The organism is Mycobacterium sp. 852002-50816_SCH5313054-b, from assembly GCF_001667185.1.
Lineage (GTDB): Bacteria > Actinomycetota > Actinomycetes > Mycobacteriales > Mycobacteriaceae > Mycobacterium.
In genome coordinates this window covers 34924-58729 of sequence record NZ_LZIC01000112.1, presented here as the reverse complement: position 1 = coordinate 58729, position 23806 = coordinate 34924, and the positions used below count along the sequence as shown (strand labels likewise).

The 23806-nt window shown below is 70.2% G+C and carries 21 protein-coding genes; 10 read left to right on the top strand and 11 right to left on the bottom strand.

Translation table 11 applies throughout. From position 1 onward, the window contains the following. Positions 1–122 precede the first annotated feature (122 nt). Positions 123–1268 (top strand): Mrp/NBP35 family ATP-binding protein, encoded by a 1146-nt coding sequence (locus tag A5787_RS20755; protein ID WP_066970501.1) that lies wholly within the window; start codon positions 123–125, stop codon positions 1266–1268. A 4-nt stretch (positions 1269–1272) separates the two neighbouring features. Here A5787_RS20755 and tatB read toward each other — a convergent pair whose 3' ends face one another. The 3 genes from tatB to rseA form a co-directional block, all read right to left on the bottom strand. Further along, positions 1273–1671: a Sec-independent protein translocase protein TatB gene (gene tatB, locus A5787_RS20750; RefSeq protein WP_066970489.1), complete on the bottom strand. Its 399-nt coding sequence runs from the start codon at positions 1669–1671 to the stop codon at positions 1273–1275. Beyond that, positions 1672–3204, bottom strand: a complete 1533-nt coding sequence (locus tag A5787_RS20745; protein WP_066970487.1) for a S1C family serine protease — start codon at positions 3202–3204, stop codon at positions 1672–1674. Positions 3205–3310: 106 nt separating this feature from the next. Continuing rightward, positions 3311–3685, bottom strand: a complete 375-nt coding sequence (gene rseA, locus A5787_RS20740) for an anti-sigma E factor RseA (RefSeq protein ID WP_066970485.1) — start codon at positions 3683–3685, stop codon at positions 3311–3313. A 333-nt stretch (positions 3686–4018) separates the two neighbouring features. On the opposite strand from rseA, the gene A5787_RS20735 reads away from it, so the two are divergent. Beyond that, positions 4019–6652 carry a LuxR family transcriptional regulator gene (locus A5787_RS20735; protein WP_082977350.1) on the top strand — a complete coding sequence of 878 codons (2634 nt, stop codon included), beginning with the start codon at positions 4019–4021 and terminating at the stop codon, positions 6650–6652. Between the two features lie 157 nt (positions 6653–6809). Here the strand turns inward: A5787_RS20735 and A5787_RS20730 are convergent, their stop codons facing one another. Next, positions 6810–8090 carry a hypothetical protein gene (locus A5787_RS20730; RefSeq protein ID WP_066970482.1) on the bottom strand — a complete coding sequence of 427 codons (1281 nt, stop codon included), beginning with the start codon at positions 8088–8090 and terminating at the stop codon, positions 6810–6812. A gap of 485 nt (positions 8091–8575) precedes the next feature. Beyond that, positions 8576–9352: an RNA polymerase sigma factor SigE gene (sigE, locus tag A5787_RS20725; RefSeq protein WP_066970480.1), complete on the bottom strand. Its 777-nt coding sequence runs from the start codon at positions 9350–9352 to the stop codon at positions 8576–8578. 202 nt (positions 9353–9554) lie between these two features. On the opposite strand from sigE, the gene A5787_RS20720 reads away from it, so the two are divergent. From A5787_RS20720 to A5787_RS20695, 6 genes are all read left to right on the top strand, one after another. After that, positions 9555–10223 carry an O-methyltransferase gene (locus A5787_RS20720; RefSeq protein WP_066970497.1) on the top strand — a complete coding sequence of 223 codons (669 nt, stop codon included), beginning with the start codon at positions 9555–9557 and terminating at the stop codon, positions 10221–10223. Positions 10224–10403: 180 nt separating this feature from the next. Then, a complete protein-coding gene (locus A5787_RS20715; protein ID WP_066970478.1) occupies positions 10404–11042 on the top strand; it encodes a TetR/AcrR family transcriptional regulator in 639 nt (212 codons plus the stop codon). Continuing rightward, a complete protein-coding gene (locus A5787_RS20710) occupies positions 11032–11943 on the top strand; it encodes an ABC transporter ATP-binding protein (protein ID WP_066970476.1) in 912 nt (303 codons plus the stop codon). Before A5787_RS20715 ends, A5787_RS20710 begins: the two co-directional genes overlap by 11 nt. Then, complete coding sequence (locus tag A5787_RS20705; RefSeq protein WP_156764055.1) at positions 11940–13580, top strand: ABC transporter permease; 1641 nt, start codon at positions 11940–11942, stop codon at positions 13578–13580. Before A5787_RS20710 ends, A5787_RS20705 begins: the two co-directional genes overlap by 4 nt. Positions 13581–13593: 13 nt before the next feature. Beyond that, on the top strand, positions 13594–14268 hold the full coding sequence (locus A5787_RS20700) for an isoprenylcysteine carboxylmethyltransferase family protein (protein ID WP_066970474.1): 675 nt from the start codon (positions 13594–13596) through the stop codon (positions 14266–14268). A 30-nt stretch (positions 14269–14298) separates the two neighbouring features. Beyond that, positions 14299–15981, top strand: a complete 1683-nt coding sequence (locus A5787_RS20695; protein ID WP_066970472.1) for a CocE/NonD family hydrolase — start codon at positions 14299–14301, stop codon at positions 15979–15981. Positions 15982–16059: 78 nt separating this feature from the next. On the opposite strand, the gene glgC is transcribed toward A5787_RS20695, so the two are convergent. Then, positions 16060–17274, bottom strand: coding sequence for a glucose-1-phosphate adenylyltransferase (glgC, locus tag A5787_RS20690; RefSeq protein ID WP_066970470.1), 1215 nt, complete (start codon positions 17272–17274; stop codon positions 16060–16062). Between the two features lie 241 nt (positions 17275–17515). Between glgC and glgA the strand changes: the two genes are divergently transcribed. Next, positions 17516–18679: a glycogen synthase gene (glgA, locus tag A5787_RS20685; RefSeq protein WP_066970468.1), complete on the top strand. Its 1164-nt coding sequence runs from the start codon at positions 17516–17518 to the stop codon at positions 18677–18679. Positions 18680–18685: 6 nt separating this feature from the next. Here glgA and A5787_RS20680 read toward each other — a convergent pair whose 3' ends face one another. From A5787_RS20680 to folP, 5 genes are all read right to left on the bottom strand, one after another. After that, a complete protein-coding gene (locus A5787_RS20680) occupies positions 18686–18853 on the bottom strand; it encodes a DUF3117 domain-containing protein (protein ID WP_003406247.1) in 168 nt (55 codons plus the stop codon). A gap of 179 nt (positions 18854–19032) precedes the next feature. After that, positions 19033–19614 carry a DNA-3-methyladenine glycosylase I gene (locus tag A5787_RS20675; protein ID WP_066970466.1) on the bottom strand — a complete coding sequence of 194 codons (582 nt, stop codon included), beginning with the start codon at positions 19612–19614 and terminating at the stop codon, positions 19033–19035. Continuing rightward, a complete protein-coding gene (locus A5787_RS20670) occupies positions 19611–19976 on the bottom strand; it encodes a DivIVA domain-containing protein (protein WP_066970464.1) in 366 nt (121 codons plus the stop codon). The genes A5787_RS20675 and A5787_RS20670 overlap by 4 nt, the downstream gene beginning before the upstream one ends. A 49-nt stretch (positions 19977–20025) precedes the next feature. After that, a complete protein-coding gene (locus A5787_RS20665) occupies positions 20026–20982 on the bottom strand; it encodes a glucosyl-3-phosphoglycerate synthase (protein ID WP_066970462.1) in 957 nt (318 codons plus the stop codon). After that, positions 20979–21803 (bottom strand): dihydropteroate synthase, encoded by an 825-nt coding sequence (gene folP, locus A5787_RS20660; protein ID WP_156764057.1) that lies wholly within the window; start codon positions 21801–21803, stop codon positions 20979–20981. The genes A5787_RS20665 and folP overlap by 4 nt, the downstream gene beginning before the upstream one ends. 225 nt (positions 21804–22028) lie before the next feature. Here folP and A5787_RS28540 point away from each other — a divergent pair, with 225 nt between their 5' ends. Continuing rightward, positions 22029–23768, top strand: a complete 1740-nt coding sequence (locus tag A5787_RS28540) for a PE family protein (protein ID WP_082977349.1) — start codon at positions 22029–22031, stop codon at positions 23766–23768. The last annotated feature ends 38 nt before the right edge of the window (positions 23769–23806 follow it).

The following is a 23806-nucleotide window of genomic DNA, read 5'->3' as shown; positions in this document are numbered from 1 at the left end:
CCGCGGTCGGCGCGGCCGCGGCCGCCGGCCCGGCCGGTCCGGGTCCCGCCGCCGGCTCGCCCAGGGCGCCCGGCCCGGCCGGCTGACCAGCCAGCCACTCGGCACGCCTACACTCGGCGGTGATGTCCAGCCATGACGCCACCGACCTGACCGCGGCGATCCGCACCGCACTGGGGAAGGTGATCGACCCCGAATTGCGCCGTCCTATCACCGAACTCGGGATGGTCAAGAGCGTCGACCTCGAGCCCGACGGCGGCGTGCACGTCGCGATCTACCTGACCACCGCCGCCTGCCCGAAGAAGACCGAGATCAGCGAGCGGGTCACCAGCGCGGTCGCCGACGTCCCCGGCACCGGGGCCGTCAAGGTCAGCCTGGACGTGATGAACGACGAGCAGCGCACCGAGCTGCGCAAGCAGCTGCGCGGCGACGCCCGCGAGCCCGTCATCCCGTTCGCCCAGCCCAGCTCGCTGACCCGGGTGTACGCGGTTGCCTCCGGAAAGGGCGGCGTCGGGAAGTCGACGGTCACGGTCAACCTGGCCGCGGCGATGGCCGCGCGCGGGTTGTCGGTCGGCGTGCTCGACGCTGACATTCACGGCCATTCCATCCCGCGGATGATGGGCACCACCGACCGGCCCACCCAGGTCGAATCGATGATCCTGCCGCCCATCGCCCACGAGGTGAAGGTCATCTCGATCGCCCAGTTCACCCAGGGCAACACCCCGGTGGTGTGGCGCGGGCCGATGCTGCACCGCGCGTTGCAGCAGTTCCTGGCCGACGTCTACTGGGGCGACCTGGACGTGCTGCTGCTCGACCTGCCGCCGGGAACCGGCGACGTCGCCATCTCGGTGGCCCAGCTGATCCCCAACGCGGAGCTCCTGGTGGTGACCACGCCGCAGCTGGCCGCGGCCGAGGTCGCCGAACGGGCCGGCAGCATCGCGCTGCAAACCCGCCAGCGCCTCGTCGGCGTCGTCGAGAACATGTCCGGGCTGGTGCTGCCCGACGGGACCACGATGCAGGTGTTCGGCGAGGGCGGCGGCCGCCAGGTCGCCGAGCGGTTGTCGCGCGCGGTGGGCGCCGACGTGCCGCTGCTGGGCCAGATCCCGCTGGACCCGGCGCTGGTCGCGGCCGGCGATGCCGGCGTTCCGATCGTGCTGAGCGCCCCGGACTCCCCCGTCGGCAAGGAACTGCGCGGTGTGGCCGACGGCCTGTCGTCGCGCAAGCGCGGGCTGGCGGGCGTGTCGCTGGGGCTGGACCCGACGCGACGCTAGCCGGTCAGGTGGCGTCGGCGTCGAACGGCGCGGGCCCGCCGGTGGGCTGCGGCGGCTGTACCGGCTCCACGGGGTCCGCCGGCTTGGGCGGAGCCCCATTGACCGGCCTGTCGAAGTTTCCCGTCAGGAACGAGTCGTCGCCGTCCAACAGGTGCTTGGTCAGCGCGGCGCGCGGGCTCATGCCGCGCAGCCGCTGCAGCTCGCTGAGCGGCTCGCGCAGGTCGTCGAACTCGGGCCCGAGGTCCTGGCGCAGCTGCGTCGTCATGCCGCTGAGGTAGTCACGCGCCTGCCGCAGCGCGTTCGACGTCCAGCGGATCGCGCCCGGGAGCCGCTCGGGCCCGAGGATCACCAGCCCGACCACGACGAGGACGAGGATGTGCTCCCAGCTCAGGTTGCCGAACACTTAGCCGTTATCCGAGTCGGGTTTCACCGTCAGCGTGACGTGCCGGCCGTCGCGGACCACCTCCACCGGGGAGTCCTGGCCGATGGTCAGCTGTCGCACGGCGACGACGAACTCGTCGGCGTCGGCCACCTTGCGGTTGCCCACCTTGACGATCACGTCGTTCTCCAGGATCCCGCCCTTTTGGGCCGGGCTGCCCGCTTTGACGTTGGCCACCTGGGCGCCGGAGGCGATCGCGTTGCTCACCGACCGGGTGCTGACGCCCAGCGTCGGGTGCACGATCTTCCCGTCCTTGATCAGGGCCTGGGCCACCGCCTTGACCTCGTTGATCGGGATCGCGAAGCCGAGCCCACTTGCGCTGTCGGACAACGACTTACCGGCCGTGTCGATGCCGATCACCTGGGAGTCCATGCTGATCAGCGGGCCGCCGGAGTTGCCGTGGTTGATCGACGCGTCGGTCTGGAGGGCGTCGATGACGGTGTCGGTGTCGGAGCCCTCGCCCGACAGCGGGACGGGGCGGTGCAGCGCGCTGATGATGCCGTGGGTCACCGTGCTGCGCAGGCCCAGCGGCGCGCCGGCGGCCAGGACCTCGTCGCCCACGCGCACCTTGTCGGAGTCGCCCAGCTGGGCCACGCTCAGGTTGTCCACGTTGTCGACCTTGAGCACGGCCAGGTCGGTCTTGGGGTCGCGGCCCACCAGGTTGGCCGGCACCTCCTTGCCGTCGTTGAACACGACGGTCGTCTTGAACTGGCTGGGGTTGTTGGCGGCCTCGGAAATGACGTGGTTGTTGGTGACGATGTAGCCGCGGCCGTCGATGACCACCCCGGAGCCCTGCATGCCCTCCTGGTCGCTCTTCGACTCGATGGTGACCACGGCGTTGGCCGTCGCGGCCGCCACCTTGGCGAACCGGCCCGCCGGCTGCTCGGAGTTGCCGGGCGTCGACAGCGTGACCTTCGAGGTGGTGAACGCCTCGACGACCTCGGCCGTCTTGCGGCCGATCACACCGCCGATCAGGCCGATCACCAGCGCGATCAGAAGCAGCACGGCCAGCGCCAGGTAGGACACCTTGCGCCCGAACAGCACGTCGCGCACCCCGAGCTTGCCTCCGTAGCCCGGCACGGCCTGCGGTCCCGCCGGCGCGACGGCCGGGGTCCCCAGGGCCGCGGCGGCGCCGGGGTCGCGCCAGGGGTCGTCCGCCCCCTCGGGCTCGGCGCCGTCCTGCTCGGCGGCCAGCGCGCCCGCGTCTATCGGGTGGCGCTGCAGCGTGTCCGCGGTCCCGACCGGCCGGCTGAACGCCTCCTCGAGGACGGGATCCGCGGGCGGGTCGTGCGGCGTGAAGTCGGACTGGTCGCGGAATTTCGGGGGGCGCACCCGCTCGGCCACGAAGGAGCCGCGCAGCCCGGTGGGACGGCCGAATGCCTGCCGCGATGCGGGGTCGACCGGTGGCCGGGTGATGGGGCGCGGCGCCAGTCGGTCTCCGCCGTTGTCGCCGGCGTTGCCGCTGTCGTTGCCCCTGTTGTTGCCGTCGGAGGTCACGTTCCCTTTGGATCCTCTTCTTGAGCGTTCGAGACAGCCGCTTACCGGGCGCTTTGCGCCGCGGCGGCGTTGTGCTTGTCCACCCTAGTATCCACGGGTGCGGCGATTATCGGCGCTTACGCTGGTCGCGCGTATCGCGCTCGGATGCGTCGTCGTCCGTCGGGTGGTGCGGGATCTCGGACAGCAGGCCCAGCAGGTTGCTGGGGATGCGGATGGGGTGGGAGTCGCGCAGGGCGGCACGCGCCCGGCCCTGGTCCTCGACCTCGGCCGCGCATTCCGGGCACAACGAGAGGTGGTGCGCGGCCCGCAGGTGCGCGTTCATCCGCAGCTCACCGTCGACGAACGCCGCGATCGCCTCGATGGACAGATGCTCGGTGGAGCCGAACCGGCGCGGCGCGCCGACGGGCTCGTCGCTCTGGGAGGCGAACTGTGCGGGAAGCCAAGAGAACGCGCGGCGAAAGACCTCTCCGCGGTCGGCCATTACTGGATCCCTTCAGAGATCTCTAAGAACTCTAAGCCGCGCATAATTCGAATGTAGCGCGGCGGGGCCGCCGATACCCCAACTACGGCTCGTAAAACCCCAGGATTCGCGGCCCGGTTGATCCCGGCCGCGACTTTTCGTAATCGAGTTGCCGTCGCTGAGCGGGGCGCGCCGGCCGGCGCCGGAGCTACAGTGAATCCGCATCATGTCCGGATGTGCGGTTGCTGTGGCCTCTGAATTCTCCCGGGCCTCCCGAGGCGCTCGCTCCCTAGCGTGCGCCGGTGGGTGGGCGCGATTGATGGGGAATTCTCCCCATTTTTTGGAGCACCCAAAATGACGGCACCACAACGACGTGAGGTTCGGACGCAGCACTTATTGGAGCGCGAGGCGGTGCTGGCCGAGCTCGGTGCCCTGGCGCGCGGAGTGCGCGGCGGGGCGGGCCAGGTGGTGCTGTTGCGGGGAGACGCCGGGGTCGGCAAGACCGCGGTGATCACCGCGTTTACCGCCACGATCGATGCGGGGATGCGGGTGCTGCGGGGTGGATGTGATCCGCTAACCGCGCCAAGGCCTTTGGGTCCGCTGCTCGACGCGTTGTCCGGAGTGGGCCCCGCGGCGGCCGGCGCTCTGGGCGCGGCCATCGACGCCGGTGACACCGGGACGCTGTACCGGCGGCTGCTCGCACTGCTGCGCGACGGCAGCCACTGGGTGTGGGTGATCGAGGACGGCCATTGGGCCGATGGGGCCAGCCTGGACCTGATGCGCTTTCTGGCCCGCCGCATCGGGTCTCTGCCGCTGCTGCTGGTGGTGACGTATCGCGACGACGAGCTCGATGCCCAGCACCCCCTGTTAGTGGCGCTCGGGGACGTCGCCAGCTGTGCGGCGGTGCGCCGCATCGGCTTGGAACCGCTGAGCCGTGACGCGGTGGCCGTACTGGCCGGCGGCAGCGGCCTCAACGCCGACCAGTTGCATCGGCTCACCGGCGGAAACCCGTTTTTCGTGACCGAGGTGTTGGCCGCCGGCTCCGCCGCTCCGGATCGGAATGCGTTGCCGCGCAGTGTTTCTGAGGCCGTGTGGGGCCGCCTGGCGCGGCTGTCGGAACCCGCGCGCCAAACTGCGCAGGCGGTGGCGGTGTGCGGACCCCACGCCGACCCGTCGCTGATGCACCGCCTGTGTCCGGCCGCCGACGCGGGGCTGGCCGAATGCCTCGATGCGGGCATGCTGGTCACCGAGGGGGGCGCGATCGCGTTCCGTCACGAGCTGGCCCGAAGAGCCACGCTTGACCGCATCGACGACTACCAGCGCAAGGCGCTGCACGCCCGCGCGCTGGCCGCGCTGGCTGAAACGTCGGTCGACCCGAACGCGTTGGCGGCGTTGGCTTTTCACGCCGACCAGGCCGGCGATCACGAGGCGGCCGTGCGCTACGGGGTCGCCGCCGCGGAGCGCGCCGCAGGATTGGGCGCACACCGCCAGGCGGCAAAGCTGTACGCGCTGGTGCTGCGCCACGGCGACACCGCCCCCGCCGAGCAGCGGGTCAGTTGGCTCGAGCGACACGCATTAACCAGCTACCTGGGCGGATTCGTCCAGGCCTGTGTGCATTCGTACCGGAACGCGATTGCGCTGCGCCGGGAGCTGGGGGACCGCCTAGGCGAAGGCGATGACTTGCGCCGGCTCTCGCACGTGTTGAGCCGCGTCTCCGCAGCCAGGAGAGCGGGCAAGGAGTCGTTGCGACTGCTGGAAGAATGCGGGCCCACCGCGCAGCTGGCCTCGTCGCTGGCTCACATGGCCGAGCTTTCCTTGATGGCCGACGACCCGGCCTGCGCCGAGTACGCGGACCGCGCGATCACTCTGGGCAACCAACTGGACTTGCCGGGCGTCGTGCTCAAGGCCAATTACTATGCGGGCCTGTTCAGGGTCCTGCGCACGGGTGTTGGGTGGGACGAGCTCGAAGCGGCGTGGCGGCGGGCGATGGACGGCCAGGAGCTTGCCGAACTCGCTGGGCTAATGGGGATGGGCTTGTGCTGGCAGTCGGCGCTGCACTACGAGCTTGACCGCGCCGAGGGCTACATCGCCGAAATGACGGCGTTTTGCGCCGATCATGATTTGGCCACGTTCGAGCCGCTCGCGGCGGGGCCGGCAGCGCTTGTTGCGTTGCACCGGGGGGATTGGGCGCGCGCCGCCAGCTGCGCCGAGGATGTGCTCTCCCGACCCGCGATGACCCCGCTGCATCGGTATTTGCCGTTGACCACCCTGGGTTTGATCTACGCCCGGAGCGGCCAGCGACCCGTGTCGGCGCTACTCGATGAGGCCCTGGCCGCCGCCGAACGCAACGACTTTTTTCGCCTGGGACCGGTGTGGCCCGCCCGTGCCGAGGCGGCCTGGCTGGCCGGTGATCACGAGACCGCCCGCGCCGAGGCGCAGGCGGGGCTGGCGACGGCTCCCGCCCACGCGAATCCCTGGCTGGTCGGGTCCCTTTGTCGCTGGGTGCGTTTGGCCGGCGGTGAGCCCGAGGGCGACCGAAAGCTAAGCATCCCCTTCGAGCTCGAGGCCGGCGGTGACTGGCGGGGCGCCGCCGCCGAATGGACACGCCGGGGCTGTCCCTACGACGCGGCCATCGCCCAACTCGGCGGCGACGGCGCCGCGGTGGAAGCGTCGCTGGCCACGTTCCGCCGCCTCGGCGCCAAGGCGGCCGCGCGCCGCGCCCGACAACGCCTCGCCGAACTGCGCGGCCGCACCCCCCGCTCCCGCCGCGCCGACATCAGCGCCGACCCCGACGGACTGTCCCGCCGCGAACGGGAGGTGCTCACGCTGATCGTCGCCGGCCACAGCGATTCCGACATCGCCACCAAACTCTCGATCAGCCGCAAAACCGTTGGCCACCACGTGGAATCGATTCTGGCCAAACTCGGCGTGGACAACCGCACCCAGGCCGCCGCGGCGGCCCGGCAACCGCGAACGATCGAATCCTGATCCCACGCCTTGTTCCAGATGCCGGCTGGGAGTGTGTCGCGATTCCCGTCGGCCGGTACCCGGGTGAAGGGTGTCCACGCGATGCGTAGGCCTTCGTGAGGCCAGCGTCCTCGGCGAGCACGATGGCACGTTGCGGAATTGCACCGAGCGCCTTCTGCTACGCCCTCTTGAAAGTCAAGTTCCGGCCGGACGGAATGGAGGCATTGGGCGCGGCATAGGGGAACGCGCGCAACAGGTATTCGAACTCGGCGCGGTCGATTCGGCAGCGCATCGTCGCACCGACGACGAGCCACTGGCTGTCCAGAGGTCCGACTGTCGTCGCCACTCGGATGATCTGGGCCGTTGGGTTCGGCCCTGCCTGGTAGACGGCGGGCATGTTTGGCTTCAGCTCTACATCACAGACGACGTGCTGGCCGTTTTCGCCTACCTGGCCGGGTTGAACCCTGCGGATCGTGACAGTGCCGTCCTGCCATCGGACCTTCCTAACGACGTGCAGCGAATACAACCCCCGCACTACCAACAGGACGGCGGCGACGCCGGATAGCGCGAGGCCGATCGAGACCAACCGCCCGAGGCCGCCGGAGGGTGCGACACCTGCTCCAACGAGTCCGAGAGCCAGTACGACGATCCCGGCGGCGAGGATCGCCCTGAGCGCTTGCCCCAGAACCACTTCAGCTCGTGCCCTGCCGAGGCTGACCCCGGCTTCCACCCTGAGGCGCATCATGTCCTCGAGCCGGTCACGCCGCGTCTTGGGCATCTCGATGCCCGCGCGCTCGGTGCTCGGCGGGTAGGGCCGCCCACGAGCAAGGAACGGCTGCACCGGTTGCTGTGCTGGCAGCGGAGGGGGCATATTGCCCCACGCCAGTTTGTGTTCGCGCTCGCGGTTGACGACCAGGACGAACGCGCAAACCGCCAGCGCCGCGAACACCCCCGCTCCGGGTCGGACCCAGCCCGGGATTCGGGACGAGCTCGAACCGACGGCGACGTGCCCGAACGCCAACCGGGCGCTGATGAACGCCCCGACCTGCCCGTCGGCGGTTATTTCGTAGTGCCCATCCTGCGGGATCTGGGCGACCCACACTTGCCGCCGCGAGTCGTTATCGATACTCGTTGTCCCTCCGGGGCTTTCGGTGACCTTCGGTTCGGCGACTCCAGCGGGAGGGACGATGTTCAGCTGTAGGTCCGGGATCGACAAGGGGCCATCCGAACCGCTGGCGGTCTGGGCGTGGAAGGTGATAGCGACCTGCCCGGCGGGTAGGTGCAATGTCTGTGATCCCGGGATCGGCAGCTCGCCGTAGGCCCGGTAGGCGCTATCACTTTCGTCGTTGTTGTCGCCGTGATGGTTGCTGAACAGGGAATCATAGAACCCTGCTACGGCGATGCCGCCTATCGATATCAGCAGCAGCACAACGCAAGCGACGATGGCGGACCAACGCATCACGACCTCCCAATGAGGGTTGCCCGTCGATTCCGACCGCTCAGGAAAGGTCGGGGTTTACAGCGACTGCCGCATCATGTCCGGATGCTGTCGCTGTAGCCGCGGGGCGCGTCCCTGGGCGCTCGCTGCCTATAGTGTGGGCCTGCCGAGCGGGCGCTTGATGGGGAATTCTCCCCATTTTTTTGCGCCTGGCCCGCGGGCCGGCGCCTGGATCGAGTACGCCTGGGCCGCGCGCTGTGAATAGTTACGGCGTCACGCTGGCCCACCCTTTTCGGAGCGGCCAGTTTCGCTTGCTGGAGAGAGCGTCGATTTGTCACGACGGAATGCCGGGGTCGGCAAGACCACGGCGATTACGCAGCGTGAATCGTCGGCCACCGCAACAGAGAAATTGAATTCCGCCGCGCTCCTTCATTGATCGGCCAATCCGCATCAACGGCCCGGCCGCCCGAAGACGTCGGCGGAACGTCCGGCGTTGAGGTTGGCCGCTAGGCCGACTTGAGCTGCTCGCCGTGCTGCGAGTGCGTGGCTAGGTAGTCGCGCAGCGCCTGGCGTCCGCGGTGAATGCGGCTGCGCACGGTGCCCAGCTTGACGCCCAGGGTGGCGCCGATCTCCTCGTAGGACAGCCCCTCGATGTCACACAGGACGACCGCGGCGCGAAACTCCGGCGGCAGCGAGTCCAGCGCGGCCTGCAGGTCGGGCCCCAGCCGTGCATCGTGGTAGATCTGCTCGGGGTTGGGCTCGTCGGCGGGCACCCGGTCGTAATCCTCGGGCAGCGCCTCCATGCGGATGCGGGCGCGCCGGCGCACCATGTCGAGGAACAGGTTGGTGGTGATCCGGTGCAGCCAGCCTTCGAAGGTCCCGGGCTGGTAGTTCTGGACCGAGCGGAAGACGCGGATGAAGGTTTCCTGCGTCAGATCCTCGGCGTCCTGCTGGTTGCCGGAGAGGCGGTAGGCCAGCCGGTACACCCGGTCGGCGTGCTGGCGCACCAGCTCGTCCCACGACGGCATCGTCGCCTTGTCCCCGGTCGCGTCGAACACCGCGGTGCCCTGCAGAGCCTCCGTCGTCTCCACCCATTCGTCGTCCCGGCAATCCTGGGCGTGAGACATGGTGGTCGGGCTCAAAAGCGCTGTGATGATTGGATCCTCCGGATTTTCCCTGCCAGAGAAGCCTGACAGCTCGTCGCCCGCGTCAACGCGAAGCTGCCACCGTGTATTCCCAATCCGGCGAGAACTATTCCCGGTCCCCCGCACACCCCGTTCCATAGAGATACCGTCGCGCATCGGCGTATGCACGACATAGGAGCAATCTGAGCTTTGGCTGAGAAACCAGATCGTTACCTACGTTGAACAGGGCGAACCGCCGGGCGAGTGAGTTGCGTCCCCCCGCGGCGGCCGGGCGTGTCGACGCGGACCGAATCAGGCGCGCCTGCCCGGCCGCGCGGCGATGTGGAATACGCTGCGGGGCATGGACGGCACCGACGCAGCAGCCCCCGGCCAGACGGCCACCAGTCGAGCCGAGTCACTGTGCGCGCACGCCGAGGGGTCGATCTCGGAGGACGCGCTGCTGGCAGCGGCCCGCGAGCGCGCCGTGGAGATCGGCGCCGGCGCGGTGACGCCGGCGGTCGGGGCGCTGTTGAGCCTGCTGGCCAAGCTCAGCGGCGGCAAGGCCGTCGCCGAGGTGGGCACCGGCGCCGGGGTCAGCGGGCTCTGGTTGTTGTCGGGCATGAGCGACGACGGCGTCCTGACCACGATCGATATCGAGCCCGAATACCTGCGGCTCGCCAAGCAGTCCTTCACCGACGCGGGCATCGGACCCTCGCGCACCCGGCTGATCAGCGGGCGCGCCCAGGAGGTGCTCACCCGGCTCGCCGACGAGTCCTATGACCTGGTGTTCATCGACGCCGACCCGATCGACCAGCCCGACTACGTCGTCGAGGGCGTGCGTCTGCTGCGATCCGGGGGCGTCATCGTGGTGCACCGCGCGGCGCTGGGCGGCCGGGCGGGCGATCCCGCGGCCCGCGACGCCGAGGTGACCGCGGTGCGCGAGGCGGCCCGGCTCATCGCTGAGGACGAGCGGCTCACCCCCGCGCTGGTGCCCCTCGGCGACGGGCTGCTGGCCGCGGTCCGCGACTAGCTCCCGCGAGCCGGGGCGCTCCCCCAGCGGGGGACCCCCACCCGGCTTGCGGGGGAACGCAAAAGGCCCCTGCGCGCAGGGCGTGTCGGGGCTTTTATGTCTGTTCGCGCCAGTTATTTACGGATTCCTGACGGCCCGCCCCCTTGACCGCCGACTGAACGAGTGTTTAGTGTACTGAACATGCGTTCAGCCGACCTGACCGCCGCCGCCCGAATCCGCGACGCGGCCATCGAGCAGTTCGGCGAGCGCGGATTCGACGTGGGCCTGCGCGCCATTGCCGAGGCGGCGGGCGTGAGCGCCGCGCTGGTCATCCACCACTTCGGCTCCAAGGAGGGCCTGCGCAAGGCTTGCGACGACTACGTCGCCGAACAGATCCGCGAGACCAAGGCGGAGGCGCTGCAATCCAACGACCCGGCCGTTTGGTTCGCGCAACTGGCCGAAATCGAAGAATTCGCCCCGATGACCGCCTACCTGTTACGCAGCATGCAGACCGGCGGCGACCTGGCGAAGATGTTGTGGCAGAGAATGATTGACAACGCCGAGGAATACCTGGAAGACGGCGTGCGGGCCGGGACCATCAAGCCCAGCCGCGACCCGCGAGCCAGGGCCAAGTACCTGGGCATCACAGGAGGCGGCGGGCTCCTGCTCTACCTGCAAATGCACGACACCCCAACCGATCTGCGCGCCGTGCTCCGTGACTATTCGCGCGACATGATCCTGCCCGCCCTGGAAATCTACACCGAAGGCCTGATGGTGGACCGCACCATGTACGACGCATTCCTGGCCGCCGACGATCAAGGAGGATCCCATGCCAGCTGACACAGCCGCCCCCATCGAAATCCGCGGCCTGACGAAGAATTTCGGCGCGGTACGCGCCCTGGACGGCCTCGATCTGACGGTGCGCGAGGGTGAGGTGCACGGGTTCCTCGGGCCGAACGGGGCCGGCAAGTCGACGACCATCCGCGTGCTGCTGGGCCTGGTGAAGGCCGACGGCGGAACCGTTCGGCTGCTGGGCGGCGATCCGTGGACCGACGCGGTCGCCCTGCACCGCCACATCGCCTACGTGCCGGGCGATGTGACCCTGTGGCCGTCGCTGACCGGCGGCGAGACCATCGACCTGCTGGCCCGCATGCGCGGGGGCATCGACGAAGGGCGTCGCGCCGAGCTGATCGAGCGCTTCGACCTCGACCCGCATAAGAAGGCGCGCACGTACTCGAAGGGCAACCGGCAAAAGGTGTCCCTGATTTCCGCGTTCAGCTCGCACGCCCGGCTGCTGCTCTTGGACGAGCCGAGCAGCGGCCTGGACCCGTTGATGGAGAACATCTTTCAGCAGTGCGTCGGCGAGGCGCGCGACCGCGGCACGACGGTCCTGCTGTCCAGCCACATCCTGGCCGAGACGGAAGCGCTGTGCGAAAGAGTGACCATCATCCGCGCCGGCAGGACCGTCGAGAGCGGCACGCTGGAGTCCATGCGGCACCTCAGCCGCACCTCGATCAAGGCCGAAATGATCGGTGACCCGGGCGATATCACCCGCATCAGGGGCGTCGAGGACGTCAGCATCGACGGCAACACGCTGCGCGCCCAGGTGGACAGCGCAAGCCTGGGCGAACTCATCCGGGCGCTCGGGGACGCCGGGGTGCGCAGCCTGGTCAGCCAGCCCCCGACCCTCGAGGAACTCTTCCTGCGCCACTACAACACCACGGACAAGGTCTCCGCATGAGCACCGCGACGCTGGATCGGCCGCGCCCGGCGCGGCCGGCGCCGCGCGCCGGTTCCAACTTCTCCGGCACGCTGGGCATGCTGCGGCTCTACCTGCGCCGCGACCGGGTTTCGTTGCCGCTGTGGGTGCTGCTGTTGTCGGTGCCGCTGGCCTCGGTGTACGTCGGCAGCATCCTGAAGATCTACCCCACCCAGGCCGCCCGCGCCGGGTTCGCGGCCTCCATCATGGCCAGTCCGGCCCAGCGCGCGCTCTACGGCCAGGTTTACAACGACAGCCTTGGGGCCGTGGGCATTTGGAAGGCCGGCATGTTCCATCTGCTGATCGCGGTGGCCGTCATCCTCACCGTGATCCGCCACACCCGCGCCGACGAGGAGACCGGCCGCACCGAGCTGGTGGACTCGACCGCGATCGGCCGCTACGCCAGCCTGAGCGCGGCGCTGCTGTTGTCGTTCGGGGCGTCCATCGCCACCGGCGCGATCGGGGCGGCCGGATTGCTGACGACCGACATCCCGGCGGGCGGGTCGCTGGCGTTCGGGGCGGCGCTGGCCTGCTCCGGGCTGGTCTTCACCGCGGTGGCCGCGGTGACCGCCCAACTCTCGCCGAGCGCCCGGTTCGCCCGCGGTACCGCCTTCGCCGCGCTGGGGGCCGCGTTCACGCTGCGGGCCGTCGGTGACGCGGGCGGCGGCACGCTGTCGTGGCTGTCGCCGCTGGGATGGTCGCTTCAGGTCCGGCCCTACGCCGGGGATCGCTGGTGGGTTCTGCTGCTGCACCTGGTGACCACGGCGGCGCTCACCCTGGTGGCCTATCGGCTGCTCGCCGGCCGCGACGTGGGCGCCGGACTCATCGCCGAACGCGCCGGCCCCGGCACTGCCGGGACCCGCCTGCGCGGCATCGACGGCCTGACGTGGCGGCTCGACCGCGGCGCGCTGCTGCTGTGGACGGTGGGCCTGCTCCTGTATGGCCTGCTGATGGGCAGCGTCGTACACGGAATCGGCGACGAGCTGGGCGGCAGCACCGTCGTGCGCGACATCGTCGCGCGGATGGGCGGCACCTCCGCCCTGGAGGAGGCCTTCGTCGCCGTGGCCTACGCCATGATGGGCATGGTTGCCGCCACCTTCGCCATCTCGCTCACCCTGCGCTTGCATCAAGAGGAGTCCGGCCAGCGCGCCGAGCCGGCGCTGGCCGGCGCGGTCTCCCGAACTCATTGGCTGGCAAGCCATTTGGCTGCCGCACTGGCCGGGTCCGCGGTTGCGATGCTGGTGAGCGGCGCGGCCGGCGGCCTCGTCTACGGCATCGCGGCCGGCGACGTCGGCGGCAAGCTGGCCATTGTCGTCGGCACCGCGGCAGCGCAGCTGCCCGCCGTCTGGCTGCTCGCCGCGGTCACCGTCGCGGTTTTCGGTCTGGCACCGCGGTTCACGCCCGTGGCGTGGGGCGTGCTGGTCGGGTTCGTCGCCGTGTACCTGATCGGCGAGTTGGCCCGGTTCCCGCAGTGGTTGCTCGACCTGGAACCGTTCGCGCACACCCCGCGGGTCGGGGCCGATTTCACCGCTGTGCCGCTGCTGTGGCTGCTCGCCATCGACGCGGCGCTGATCCTCGTGGGCGCCATGGCTTTTCGGCGTCGCGATCTACGTTGCTAGGGAGGGCACGATCATGAAAACCGCTGTTCGACTGACGGCATCCTCGGTCTTCGGAACCTTCGCGGTTGGCCTCATCCTCTTCGGATCGGCCGGCACGCTGCACTATTGGCAGGCATGGGCGTTCATCGCCGTGTTCACCGCGGCGTCGCTCGGCCCCACCATCTACCTGGCGCGGCACAACCCGGCGGCCCTGCAGCGCCGCATGCACGCCGGGCCACGAGCCGAACCGAGGGCCGCCCAAAAGGTCATCATCACAAGCTCATTCGTGATTCTCTTCGCGATGATGGCGTTCAGCGCCCTCGACCATGGGATGGGCTGGTCGATGGTGCCGCCGTGGGTATCCGTGCTGGGCGACGTCCTGGTGGCGACCGGGCTGGGCCTGGCGATGCTGGTGATCATCCAGAACAGCTACGCCGCGGCCACCGTCACGGTGGAGACGGGCCAGCAGGTGGCCTCCGGCGGCGTCTACAAGTTCGCCAGGCATCCGATGTACGTCGGAAACGTGATCATGATGGTCGGCATGCCGCTGGCGCTCGCCTCCTACTGGGGTCTGCTCTTCGTGATCCCCGGTATCGCGGTGCTCGTCTTCCGCATCCTCGACGAGGAGAAGCTGCTCACCCAGGACTTGCCCGGGTACCGGGAGTATGCGCGGCGCGTGCGCTACCGGCTGCTGCCCAACGTGTGGTAGCGGCCGGGAAGATGCGCCTAAGGTATTGGCGTGGCGCGAAATCCGGCACCCGCGCTCGACCGTCCGTGGCGGCGCCCCGGCGCCTTCCGGTATGCGCTGGCACGGCTGCGCGGCATCGCCAGACCCCCCATCACCGTCACCGATCCGCCGCCCGACCTCCTCGTCGACCGTGACGTCGCCGTCCGGACCCGCGACGGGACGGCGTTGCGCATCAACGCCCACCGCAAGCCCGACGACGGCCCGCGGCCGGTCATCCTGAGCATCCACCCGTACAGCAAGGACAACCTGCCGAGGCGCCGGGGCAACAGGTGGACCTTCTCGGTGCAGTACCGGGTGTTGCGCCAGCCGCGACCGGTGAGCTTCTCGGCGCTGACCGGTTGGGAGGCACCGGACCCGGCGTGGTGGACCGCGCGGGGCTTCACCGTGGTCAACGCCGACTCGCGCGGCTGCGGCCACTCCGACGGCACCGGAAACCTGCTGTCGCGCAAGGAGGCCGAGGACACCTACGACCTCGTGCAGTGGATCGCCGACCAGCCGTGGTGCGATGGCCGCGTCGTCATGCTCGGGGTCTCCTACCTGGCGATCAGCCAGTACGCCGCGGCAGCCCTGCAGCCGCCGGCACTGCGGGCGATCTGCCCGTGGGAGGGCTTCACCGACGCGTACCGCGACCTGTGCTTCCCGGGCGGCGTGCGCGAATCGGGCTTCACCCGGTTGTGGTCGCGCAACCTGCGCCGCGACACGCGACAGGCCTACGACCTGGGGGACATGCAGGACTCCCACCCGCTGCGCGACGACTTCTGGCGCTCCGTGGTGCCCGACCTGTCCGCGATCACGGTGCCCATGCTGGTCTGCGGCAGCTTCTCCGACAACAACCTGCACAGCCGCGGCTCGATCCGGGCGTTCACGCGCGCAGGCTCCGCCCACGCCCGCCTCTACACGCACCGGGGCGGCAAATGGGCGACCTTCTACTCCGAAGCGGCGCGGGCTGAGCAGCTCGGCTTCTTCCGGGGCGTGCTCGACGGCGCGGACGCTTCCCGCAGCGTCCGCCTCGAGGTGCGCGAGGACCGCGACACCGTCGCCGCGGTGCGCGAGGAGGCGGACTGGCCGCTGCCCCGAACCCGTTGGCGGCCTTTCTATCTGGGCAGCGCCGCGACGCTCGCGCCCGACCGGCCGACCGAGACGGGCAGCGCCGCATTCGAAACGCGTTCGGCCGCAGCGGCATTCAGCTGGACGGTGCCGGCGGACATCGAGCTGACCGGGCCGATGGCCGCCCGGTTGTGGGTCTCGCTGGACGGCTGCGACGACGCCAACCTGTTCGTCGGCGTGGAGAAGTGGCGCGCCGGCCGGTTCATCGCGTTCGAGGGGTCCTACGGCTACGGCCGCGACCGGGTTACCACCGGGTGGCAGCGGGTCTCGCTGCGGGCGCTGGATCCCGAGCTATCGCGGCCGTGGGAGCCCGTCGCGGCCTGCACGGAGCCGCAGCCCGTTTCCGCCGGCGAGGTGGTCGCGGTCGATGTCGCCCTGGGCCCGTCGGCGACACTGTTCCGCGCCGGCGAGCAGCTGCGGCTGGTGGTCGCCGCGCGGTGGCTGTGCCCGAGGAATCCGCTGGTCGGTCAGATGCCCGCGGCCTATGCGAACTCACCCCGCGGCCGCGTCACCCTGCATTGGGGTCCGCGCCATGACGCGCACCTGCTGGTACCCGAGGTCCCCTAACAGCGCGAGCAGACGCAGAATCGCACATTTCATCATGAAATCGTGCGATTCTGCGTCTGCTCGGCAAGCTAAGACGAGCTAGATCCAGACGCCCTTGCCGACCGCGACCACGCCGCCGGCGCTGATCGCGAAGCGCTCGCGGTCCTTCTCCAGATCGACCCCGACCATCTCCCCGGGACCCACGACGACGTTCTTGTCCAGGATCGCGTGGCGCACCACCGCGCCGCGGCCGACGCGGGCACCCGGCATGATCACGCTGCCCTCCACGATCGCGCCGTCGTCGACCACGACGTTCGACGACAGCACGGAGTTGCGGACCGAGGCCGCCGAGATGATGCTGCCGGCGCCCACCACCGACTCCTGCGCCGAGCCGCCGTTGACGAACTTGGCCGGCGCCAGGTTCTCCGACTCGCCACGAATGGGCCAGCGCTTGTTGTACAGGTTGAACACCGGGTGCACCGAGACCAGATCCATGTGCGCGTCGTAGAACGCGTCCAGCGTCCCGACGTCGCGCCAGTAGCCGCGGTCGCGGTCGGTGGCGCCGGGCACCTCGTTGTCGGAGAAGTCATACACCGCGGCCATCCCGTCCTCCACCAACCGCGGGATGATGTCACCGCCCATGTCGTGATCGGAGTGGTCGTCGTCGGCGTCGGCGCGGATCGCGTCGATGAGCACCTTGGTGGTGAAGATGTAGTTGCCCATCGACGCGTACGTCGACGAGGGGTCATCGGGAGTTCCCGGCGGATCCAGCGGCTTTTCCACGAAGGCGCGGATGCGGCCGGAGTCGTCGGCGTCGATGCAGCCGAAGGCGGACGCGTCGCTGCGGGGCACCCTGATGCCGGCCACCGTCGCGCCGGCCCCGCTGTCGATGTGGAACCCGACCATCTGCTCGGGGTCCATCCGGTACACGTGGTCGGCGCCGAAAACGACTATGTAGTCGGGGTCTTCGTCGTAGATCAGATTGAGCGACTGATAGATCGCGTCGGCGGAGCCGGTGTACCAGCGCGGGCCGAGGCGCTGCTGCGCGGGCACCGGCGTGATGTACTCGCCGGCCAGGCCGGACAGGCGCCAGTTCTGCGAAATGTGACGGTCGAGCGAATGCGACTTGTATTGGGTGAGAACGCAGATCCTCAGATAGCGGGCGTTGACCAGGTTGGACAGCACGAAGTCGATCAGCCGATAGGCGCCACCGAAGGGAACCGCGGGTTTGGCCCGGTCTGCGGTCAGCGGATACAGCCGCTTGCCCTCACCCCCGGCCAGGACAATGCCCAGCACGTGTGGCGCTTCCCTCATGACTCCCAAACTATCGGCCGCCGCCAACCGCTGCCAGGGGGAATCCCGGTGGCCGCCGTTCTGACGGACTGCCTGTCAAGGTATTTGGCTTAGTTCTCGCCACGTTTCACAACCCGATACCGTCCATTATTGCGCAGTCCCACTCGCGGGCCCCATCGCCACCGGAACGAAAACCGGATTCTCCGAATTTCTGCGCCGCCCGACTCGCGGGCGGCGTCCTCGCCGAACTACCGTGCGGAGTATGCGGGTGGCGATGATGACTCGGGAGTACCCACCGGAGGTCTACGGCGGGGCCGGGGTACACGTCACCGAACTCGTCGCGCAGCTGCGCCGGCTGTGTTCGGTCGACGTGCACTGCATCGGCGCGCCCCGCCCGGATGCCATCGCGCAACAACCCGACCCGCGCATCCACGACGCCAACCCCGCGCTGGCCACCCTGTCCGCGGACCTGATGATGGCCGACGCCGCGTCGGCGGCCACGGTCGTGCATTCGCACACCTGGTACACCGGCCTGGCCGGGCACCTGACGGCGTTGCTCTACGACATCCCGCACGTGCTGACTGCGCACTCGCTCGAACCGCTGCGGCCGTGGAAGGCCGAACAGCTCGGCGGCGGCTACCGGGTGTCGACGTGGGTGGAGCGGACCGCGGTGCTGGCCGCCGACGCCGTCATCGCGGTCAGCGCGGCGATGCGCGAAGACATCCTGCGCGTCTACCCCACGCTGGATCCGAGCCTGGTGCACGTCATCCGCAACGGCGTCGACACCAACGTGTGGCACCCCGCCGGCCCTACACAAACCGGTTCCGTGCTGGCCGAACTCGGCGTGGACCCGGGCCGTCCCATGGTGGCCTTCGTCGGGCGCATCACCCGGCAGAAGGGCGTCGCCCACCTGGTCGCGGCCGCGCACCGGTTCGCCCCCGGGGTGCAGGTGGTGCTGTGCGCCGGCGCTCCCGACACCCCGGAGCTGGCCGAGGAGATTGCGGCCGCGGTGGCCGAGTTGGCCCGCCACCGGGACGGGGTGTTCTGGATCAGAGAGATGCTGCCCATCGGGGAGCTTCGGGAAATACTTTCGGCGGCAACGGTTTTCGTATGTCCGTCGGTGTATGAGCCGTTGGGGATCGTCAACCTCGAGGCGATGGCGTGCGCCACAGCGGTGGTGGCCTCCGACGTCGGCGGGATACCCGAGGTGGTACGGGACGGGCGCACCGGGTCACTGGTGCATTACGACGCCGACGATGCGGCCGGCTTCCAGGCCGGATTGGCCGAAGCGGTCAACGAACTGATCGCCGACCCCGACAAGGCTAAGCGCTATGGCGAGGCCGGACGCCAGCGCTGCATCGAGGACTTCTCCTGGGCCCACGCGGCCGAGCAGACGCTGGAGATCTACCGGAAGGTGTCGGCGTAAGCCGGACTAGCTGGTAACGCCCTTGAGCTCGTCACCCAGGGCGGCGGCCTCGTCGGGCGTCAGCTCAACGACCAGCCGACCGCCTCCTTCGAGCGGTACTCGCATAACGATGCCGCGCCCCTCCTTCGTCGCTTCCAAAGGACCGTCTCCGGTACGGGGCTTCATCGCCGCCATCGAGTGCTCCCTCCAGATTCGAGCTGGCCCGGCGTCGCGGACCTGGTCGGCGCCGAGCATGCCCCGCCAGTGGAATTCCAGCCATACCCGACATTGAACTGCCAAATCACCCCCCCCATTGTTCCCTATCCGGGGCGGCAGTTACACCAAGACCCGCTTCTGACACCTCATCGGGCCCTTCAACGTGCGTTTGTCGGTACCCAGCAACCGCGAACGTGGTCGTCAACCATGCCGGTCGCCTGCATCAGCGCGTAGGCGGTGGTCGGCCCGACGAAGCGGAACCCACGCCGCTTCAGCTCGGCGGCCATCGCCTTCGATTCGGCGCTGGCCGACGGGATTTCGGAGCCGTCGGCGGGGCGGGGGCGCGGTGACGGCGCGAACGACCACAGCAGCTTGGAGAGGCCTTCGGCCGAACCCAGCTCGGCGGCGACGCGGGCGTTGGCGATGGTCGCTTCGATCTTGGCCCGGTTGCGGACGATCCCCGTGTCGGCCATCAGCCGCTGCACGTCGGCGTCGGTGTAGCCGGCGACGGTCTCGATGTCGAAGCCATCGAAGGCGCGCCGGAAGTTCTCCCGTTTGCGCAGGATGATCAGCCACGACAGTCCGCTCTGGAAGGCCTCGAGGCTCATCCGCTCGAACAGCGCCACCCCGTCGTGCAGCGCGCGACCCCATTCCTGGTCGTGGTAGTCGCGGTACATCTCGAAGTCCGGCCCGGGCCGAATGGCCGCCCAGCCGCACCGCACCAGCCCGTCATCGCTCACATTGAGTCCTGACGATCCTCGGCGTTCGCGGGTTCCACGGAATCGGGCTCAGCCTCGGGCTCGTCAGCGGCGGCCGGCGGGGCGTGCGCCGCCGCCAGCTGGCCGCGCAGCGCCTCGAGCTCGCGGGCGAGCCGGTCCAGCACCCAGTCCACCTCGCTGGTCTTGTATCCGCGCAGCGCCTGGGTGAACTTGACGGCGTCGACGTCGGATCCGGTGACCCCGTAGGCGGGCAGCACGGTGGCCGTCGTCCCCCGCGGCAGGGGCGGCAGCTGCTCACCGCGCCCGAACAGCAAGCTGGCCGCGCCGAACAGCACGATCGCCACCAGGACCAGCACCACCAGGTACAGCAACACCAACGCCACGCGTTCGATATTGCCCTACGAAACCGACAGGCCGCCGACATCCCGGCGACTAGCGCGGCCGCAGTCCCTGGATCGGCGGCCGGTCCTGAAGCGACACCGGTGCGGTGTGCGCGGTGTAGCCGTAACCGTCGGCGCCGTCGGCGAAGAACTGGGTCAAGCCCACCCCGGAGTCGGGGATCCCGCAGCGCGACAGCAGGGTCGCGATGACCTGGCGGCTCATCACGCCCAGCTCGGGCAGCGGCCGGTTGCGGTGCGCCCGCACGCCCAGGTTCACCTGGGCGATCGCGTCCAGCCCCAGCCGATCGAAGGTGTCGACCAGCACGCCGATCTCCACGCCGTAGCCCGGCGCGAACGGCAGCGACATCAGCAGTTCCCGGCTGGCCGCGTACTCGCCGCCGAGCGGCTGCAGGATGCACCCCAGCTCCGGGCGCAGCGCCGCCAGCAACGGCCGCGCCACCAGCTCGGTGACCCGCCCACCACCCGCGTCGGCACCGCCCAGCGGCCGCCGGTAGAAGCTCTTCACCAGGTGAATCCCGTCGCCGGCGAGCAATGGTGCCACCAGCCACGGCACGAACATCGGGTGCGGATCGATCAGGTCGGAGTCGACGAACACCACGATGTCGCCGCTGGTGGCCCCGAGCGAGCGCCACAGCACCTCGCCCTTGCCGGGCCGGACGGGCACCTCGGGCAGCGCCTGCTCGCGGCTGACGACGCGGGCGCCCGCGGCGATCGCGCGGATCTCGGTGTCGTCGGTGGAGCCGGAGTCCAGCACGATCAACTCGTCGACCAGGCCGTCCACCAGCGGCGAGATGCTTTCAATCACCGACTCGACGGTGGCTTCCTCGTTGAGGGCGGGCAGCACCACCGAGATGGTCCGCCCGGCCTTCGCGCGTTCCAGTTCGCCGACCGTCCAGCCGGGCCGGTTCCAATTGCGGTCGGACAGCCAGACGTCGCCGGGCCGCGAGGCGAGCACCGCCTCGCTGGCGAGGTCTACCAGCTCCGTCATGCGAGCCCCCGCACCGTGCGCGCCGGCGGTCGGGTCCCCTGGATCGACGACACCATCTCGAGCACCCGCCGGGTGGCCGCGACCTGGTGCACCCGAAACATCCGGACGCCGGCCGCCGCCGCGAGCGCGGTGGCCGCCAGCGTTCCCTCGAGCCGTTCGGTCAGTGCCACACCCAAAGTCTCCCCGACGAAGTCCTTGTTGCTCAAAGCGAGCAGGACGGGCCATCCCGTGTTAACCAAATCGCCCACGTGGCGCAACAAAACCAGGCCATGAAAGGTGTTCTTGCCGAAATCGTGGGCCGGGTCGATCAGCACCCGGTCGCGGGACACCCCGGCCGCCACCGCCCTGTCCGCCGCCGCGGTCACCCGGCGGATGACGTCGTCCACTACCCCGCGGGTGCTGGTTCCGTAGCTCACCCGGAAGGGGCGGGTGCGCGGCAGCGCCCCGCCGGTGTGCGAACACACCAGGCCCGCCCCGAACTCGGCGGCCACCTCGGGCAGGGCGGGATCGATGCCGCCCCAGGTGTCGTTGATCAAGTCGGCACCCGCGGCGCACGCCACCCTGGCCACCCCCGAGCGCCAGGTGTCGACGCTGATCAGCTGGTCGGGGTAGGCGCCGCGCAGCCATTCGATGAACGGCACCAGCCGGGCGATCTCGGTGTCCTCGTCGACGCTCTGGCCCGGGCCGGCCTTCACCCCGCCGACGTCGATGAGGTCCGCGCCGTCGGCGATGGCCCGGTGGGCGGCGTCGCGGGCGGCCTCGTCGCCGAACGTCGCACCCCGGTCGTAGAACGAATCCGGAGTGCGGTTGACGATCGCCATGATCAGCGGGCGATCCCCCGCGACCGGCCGCCCGCACAGAGTCGAATGCACCCGTCCATGGTGCCTGGTCGCGCTCGCGAACGTGCGGCAGCCGCACACTCGGCGCCCAACGTGCGGCCAGCCGCACACCCGGCGCACACCGGGCGCACAAATAAATGGGGAAAATTCCCCATCAACCGCCGCAGCCTCCGCGCGCACACTTCGCGGTAGCGATGGGAGGCTCGGATGTCTTTTGTGATTGCGGCGCCGGAATTCATGGCGGCGGCGGCGACGGACTTGTCCAACATCGGCTCGGCGGTGAGCGCCGCGAACGCGGCGGCCGCGGACCGGACCACCGCGGTGCTGGCCGCCGCCGGCGATGAGGTGTCAGCGGCGGTGGCATCGGTGTTCTCCTCACAGGGTCAGGCCTTTCAGGCGCTCAACGCTCAGGCGGCGGCGTTTCATGCCCAGTTCGTGGCGGCCTTGAACGCCGGCGGGGGCGCCTACGCGGCCGCCGAGGCGGCCAACGCCTCGCCACTGGACGCCCTCTGGCAACCAATTCGCGCGGTGATCAATACGCCCACCGAGCTGTTGTTGGGCACCCCGCTGATCGGCAAAGGCATCAACGGGGCGCCGGGCACCGGGGCGCCCGGCGGGCCGGGCGGACTGCTGTTCGGCCCCGGCGGTGACGGCGGGTCCGGCGCGCCCGGCCAACCCGGCGGCCGCGGCGGCAACGCCTGGTTCTTCGGCCACGGCGGCCGGGGAGGGGCCGGGGGAACGGGCATCACCGGAACCGCGGGCACCGCCAGCGTGAGCGGCGGCACCGGCGGTGTCGGCGGGGTCGGCGGCGCCGGTGGCAACGGTGGGCTAATCCTCGGCAACGGCGGCACCGGCGGTACAGGCGGTGTGGGCGGGCTCGGCGGCGCCGGCGGCGCGGGCGGCTCCGGTCTCCTTGCCGGCAACGGCACTAACGGCGGTCATGGCGGCGACGGCGGTACAGGTGGGGTGGGCGGCCAAGCCGAGGGCTTGTTCGGCCATGCCGGGGCCAACGGCAATGGCGGCGACGGCGGCAACGGCGGCCCAGGTGGCCAAGGTGGTTCGCCTATTTTGCTCGGCAACGGCGGCAACGGCGGCAATGGCGGGGAAGCCGGCGTTGGTGGCAGCGCTGGCGGAGCGGGCGCGATGGCGGGCACCGCGGGCAACGGCGGCAACGGCGGCGACGGCGGCGCTGGCGGCGGCATCAACACCAGCGGCAACGTCATCCTCAGCGGCAGCAACGGCGGCCATGGCGGCAACGGCGGCAACGGCTACACCGGCGGCGACGGCGGCAAGGGCGGCGACGGCGGATCCGCCATCCTCACCGCGACTACCGCCGGCGCGATGGGCGGCGGAGGTGGTGGTGCCGGCGGCAACGGCGGTACCAGCGTTGGCGGTGGCCCCGGTGGCACCGGTGGCAACGGTGGTGCCGGCGGAACGGCCCAAATCGAGGGCTTCACCGCCACCGGTGGCGGCGGAGCTGGCGGCCATGGTGGCGCCGGCACCTTCGGTCTCGGGGGTTCCGGTGGCGCCGGCGGCGGTGGCGGTGCGGCCAGCGTCGGTGCCACCGGGTCAGGGATCACCGGCGGCCAGGGCGGCTCCGTCGGCAACGCCCAAGGCGGCTTCGGCGGCTTCGCCGCCGGTGGTTCCGACACCGGCTCCATCGACTCCGCCGGCGGGGGCGGCGGCGGAGGAGGCGCTATCAACGGCGGCACCGGAGGCACCGGCGGTGCCGGGGGCGGCGCCGGCGCCAACGGTGGTGGTATCGGCGAGTTCAACGGCGGCGGTGCCGGCGGTGCCGCCGGCACCGCAGGCGGCAGCGGGCAAAGCGGTGGCCCCGGCGGTGCAGCCGGCAGCAACGGTGGTGGCGGTGGCGGAGGTGGGGCGACCGCCGCAGCGGGTGACTTCGGCGGCACCCTCGCCGGCGGCGCCGGCGGCCACGGCTCCTAGCACCGACGGGGACGCAATCCAACCGCGAGTGTGCGGCC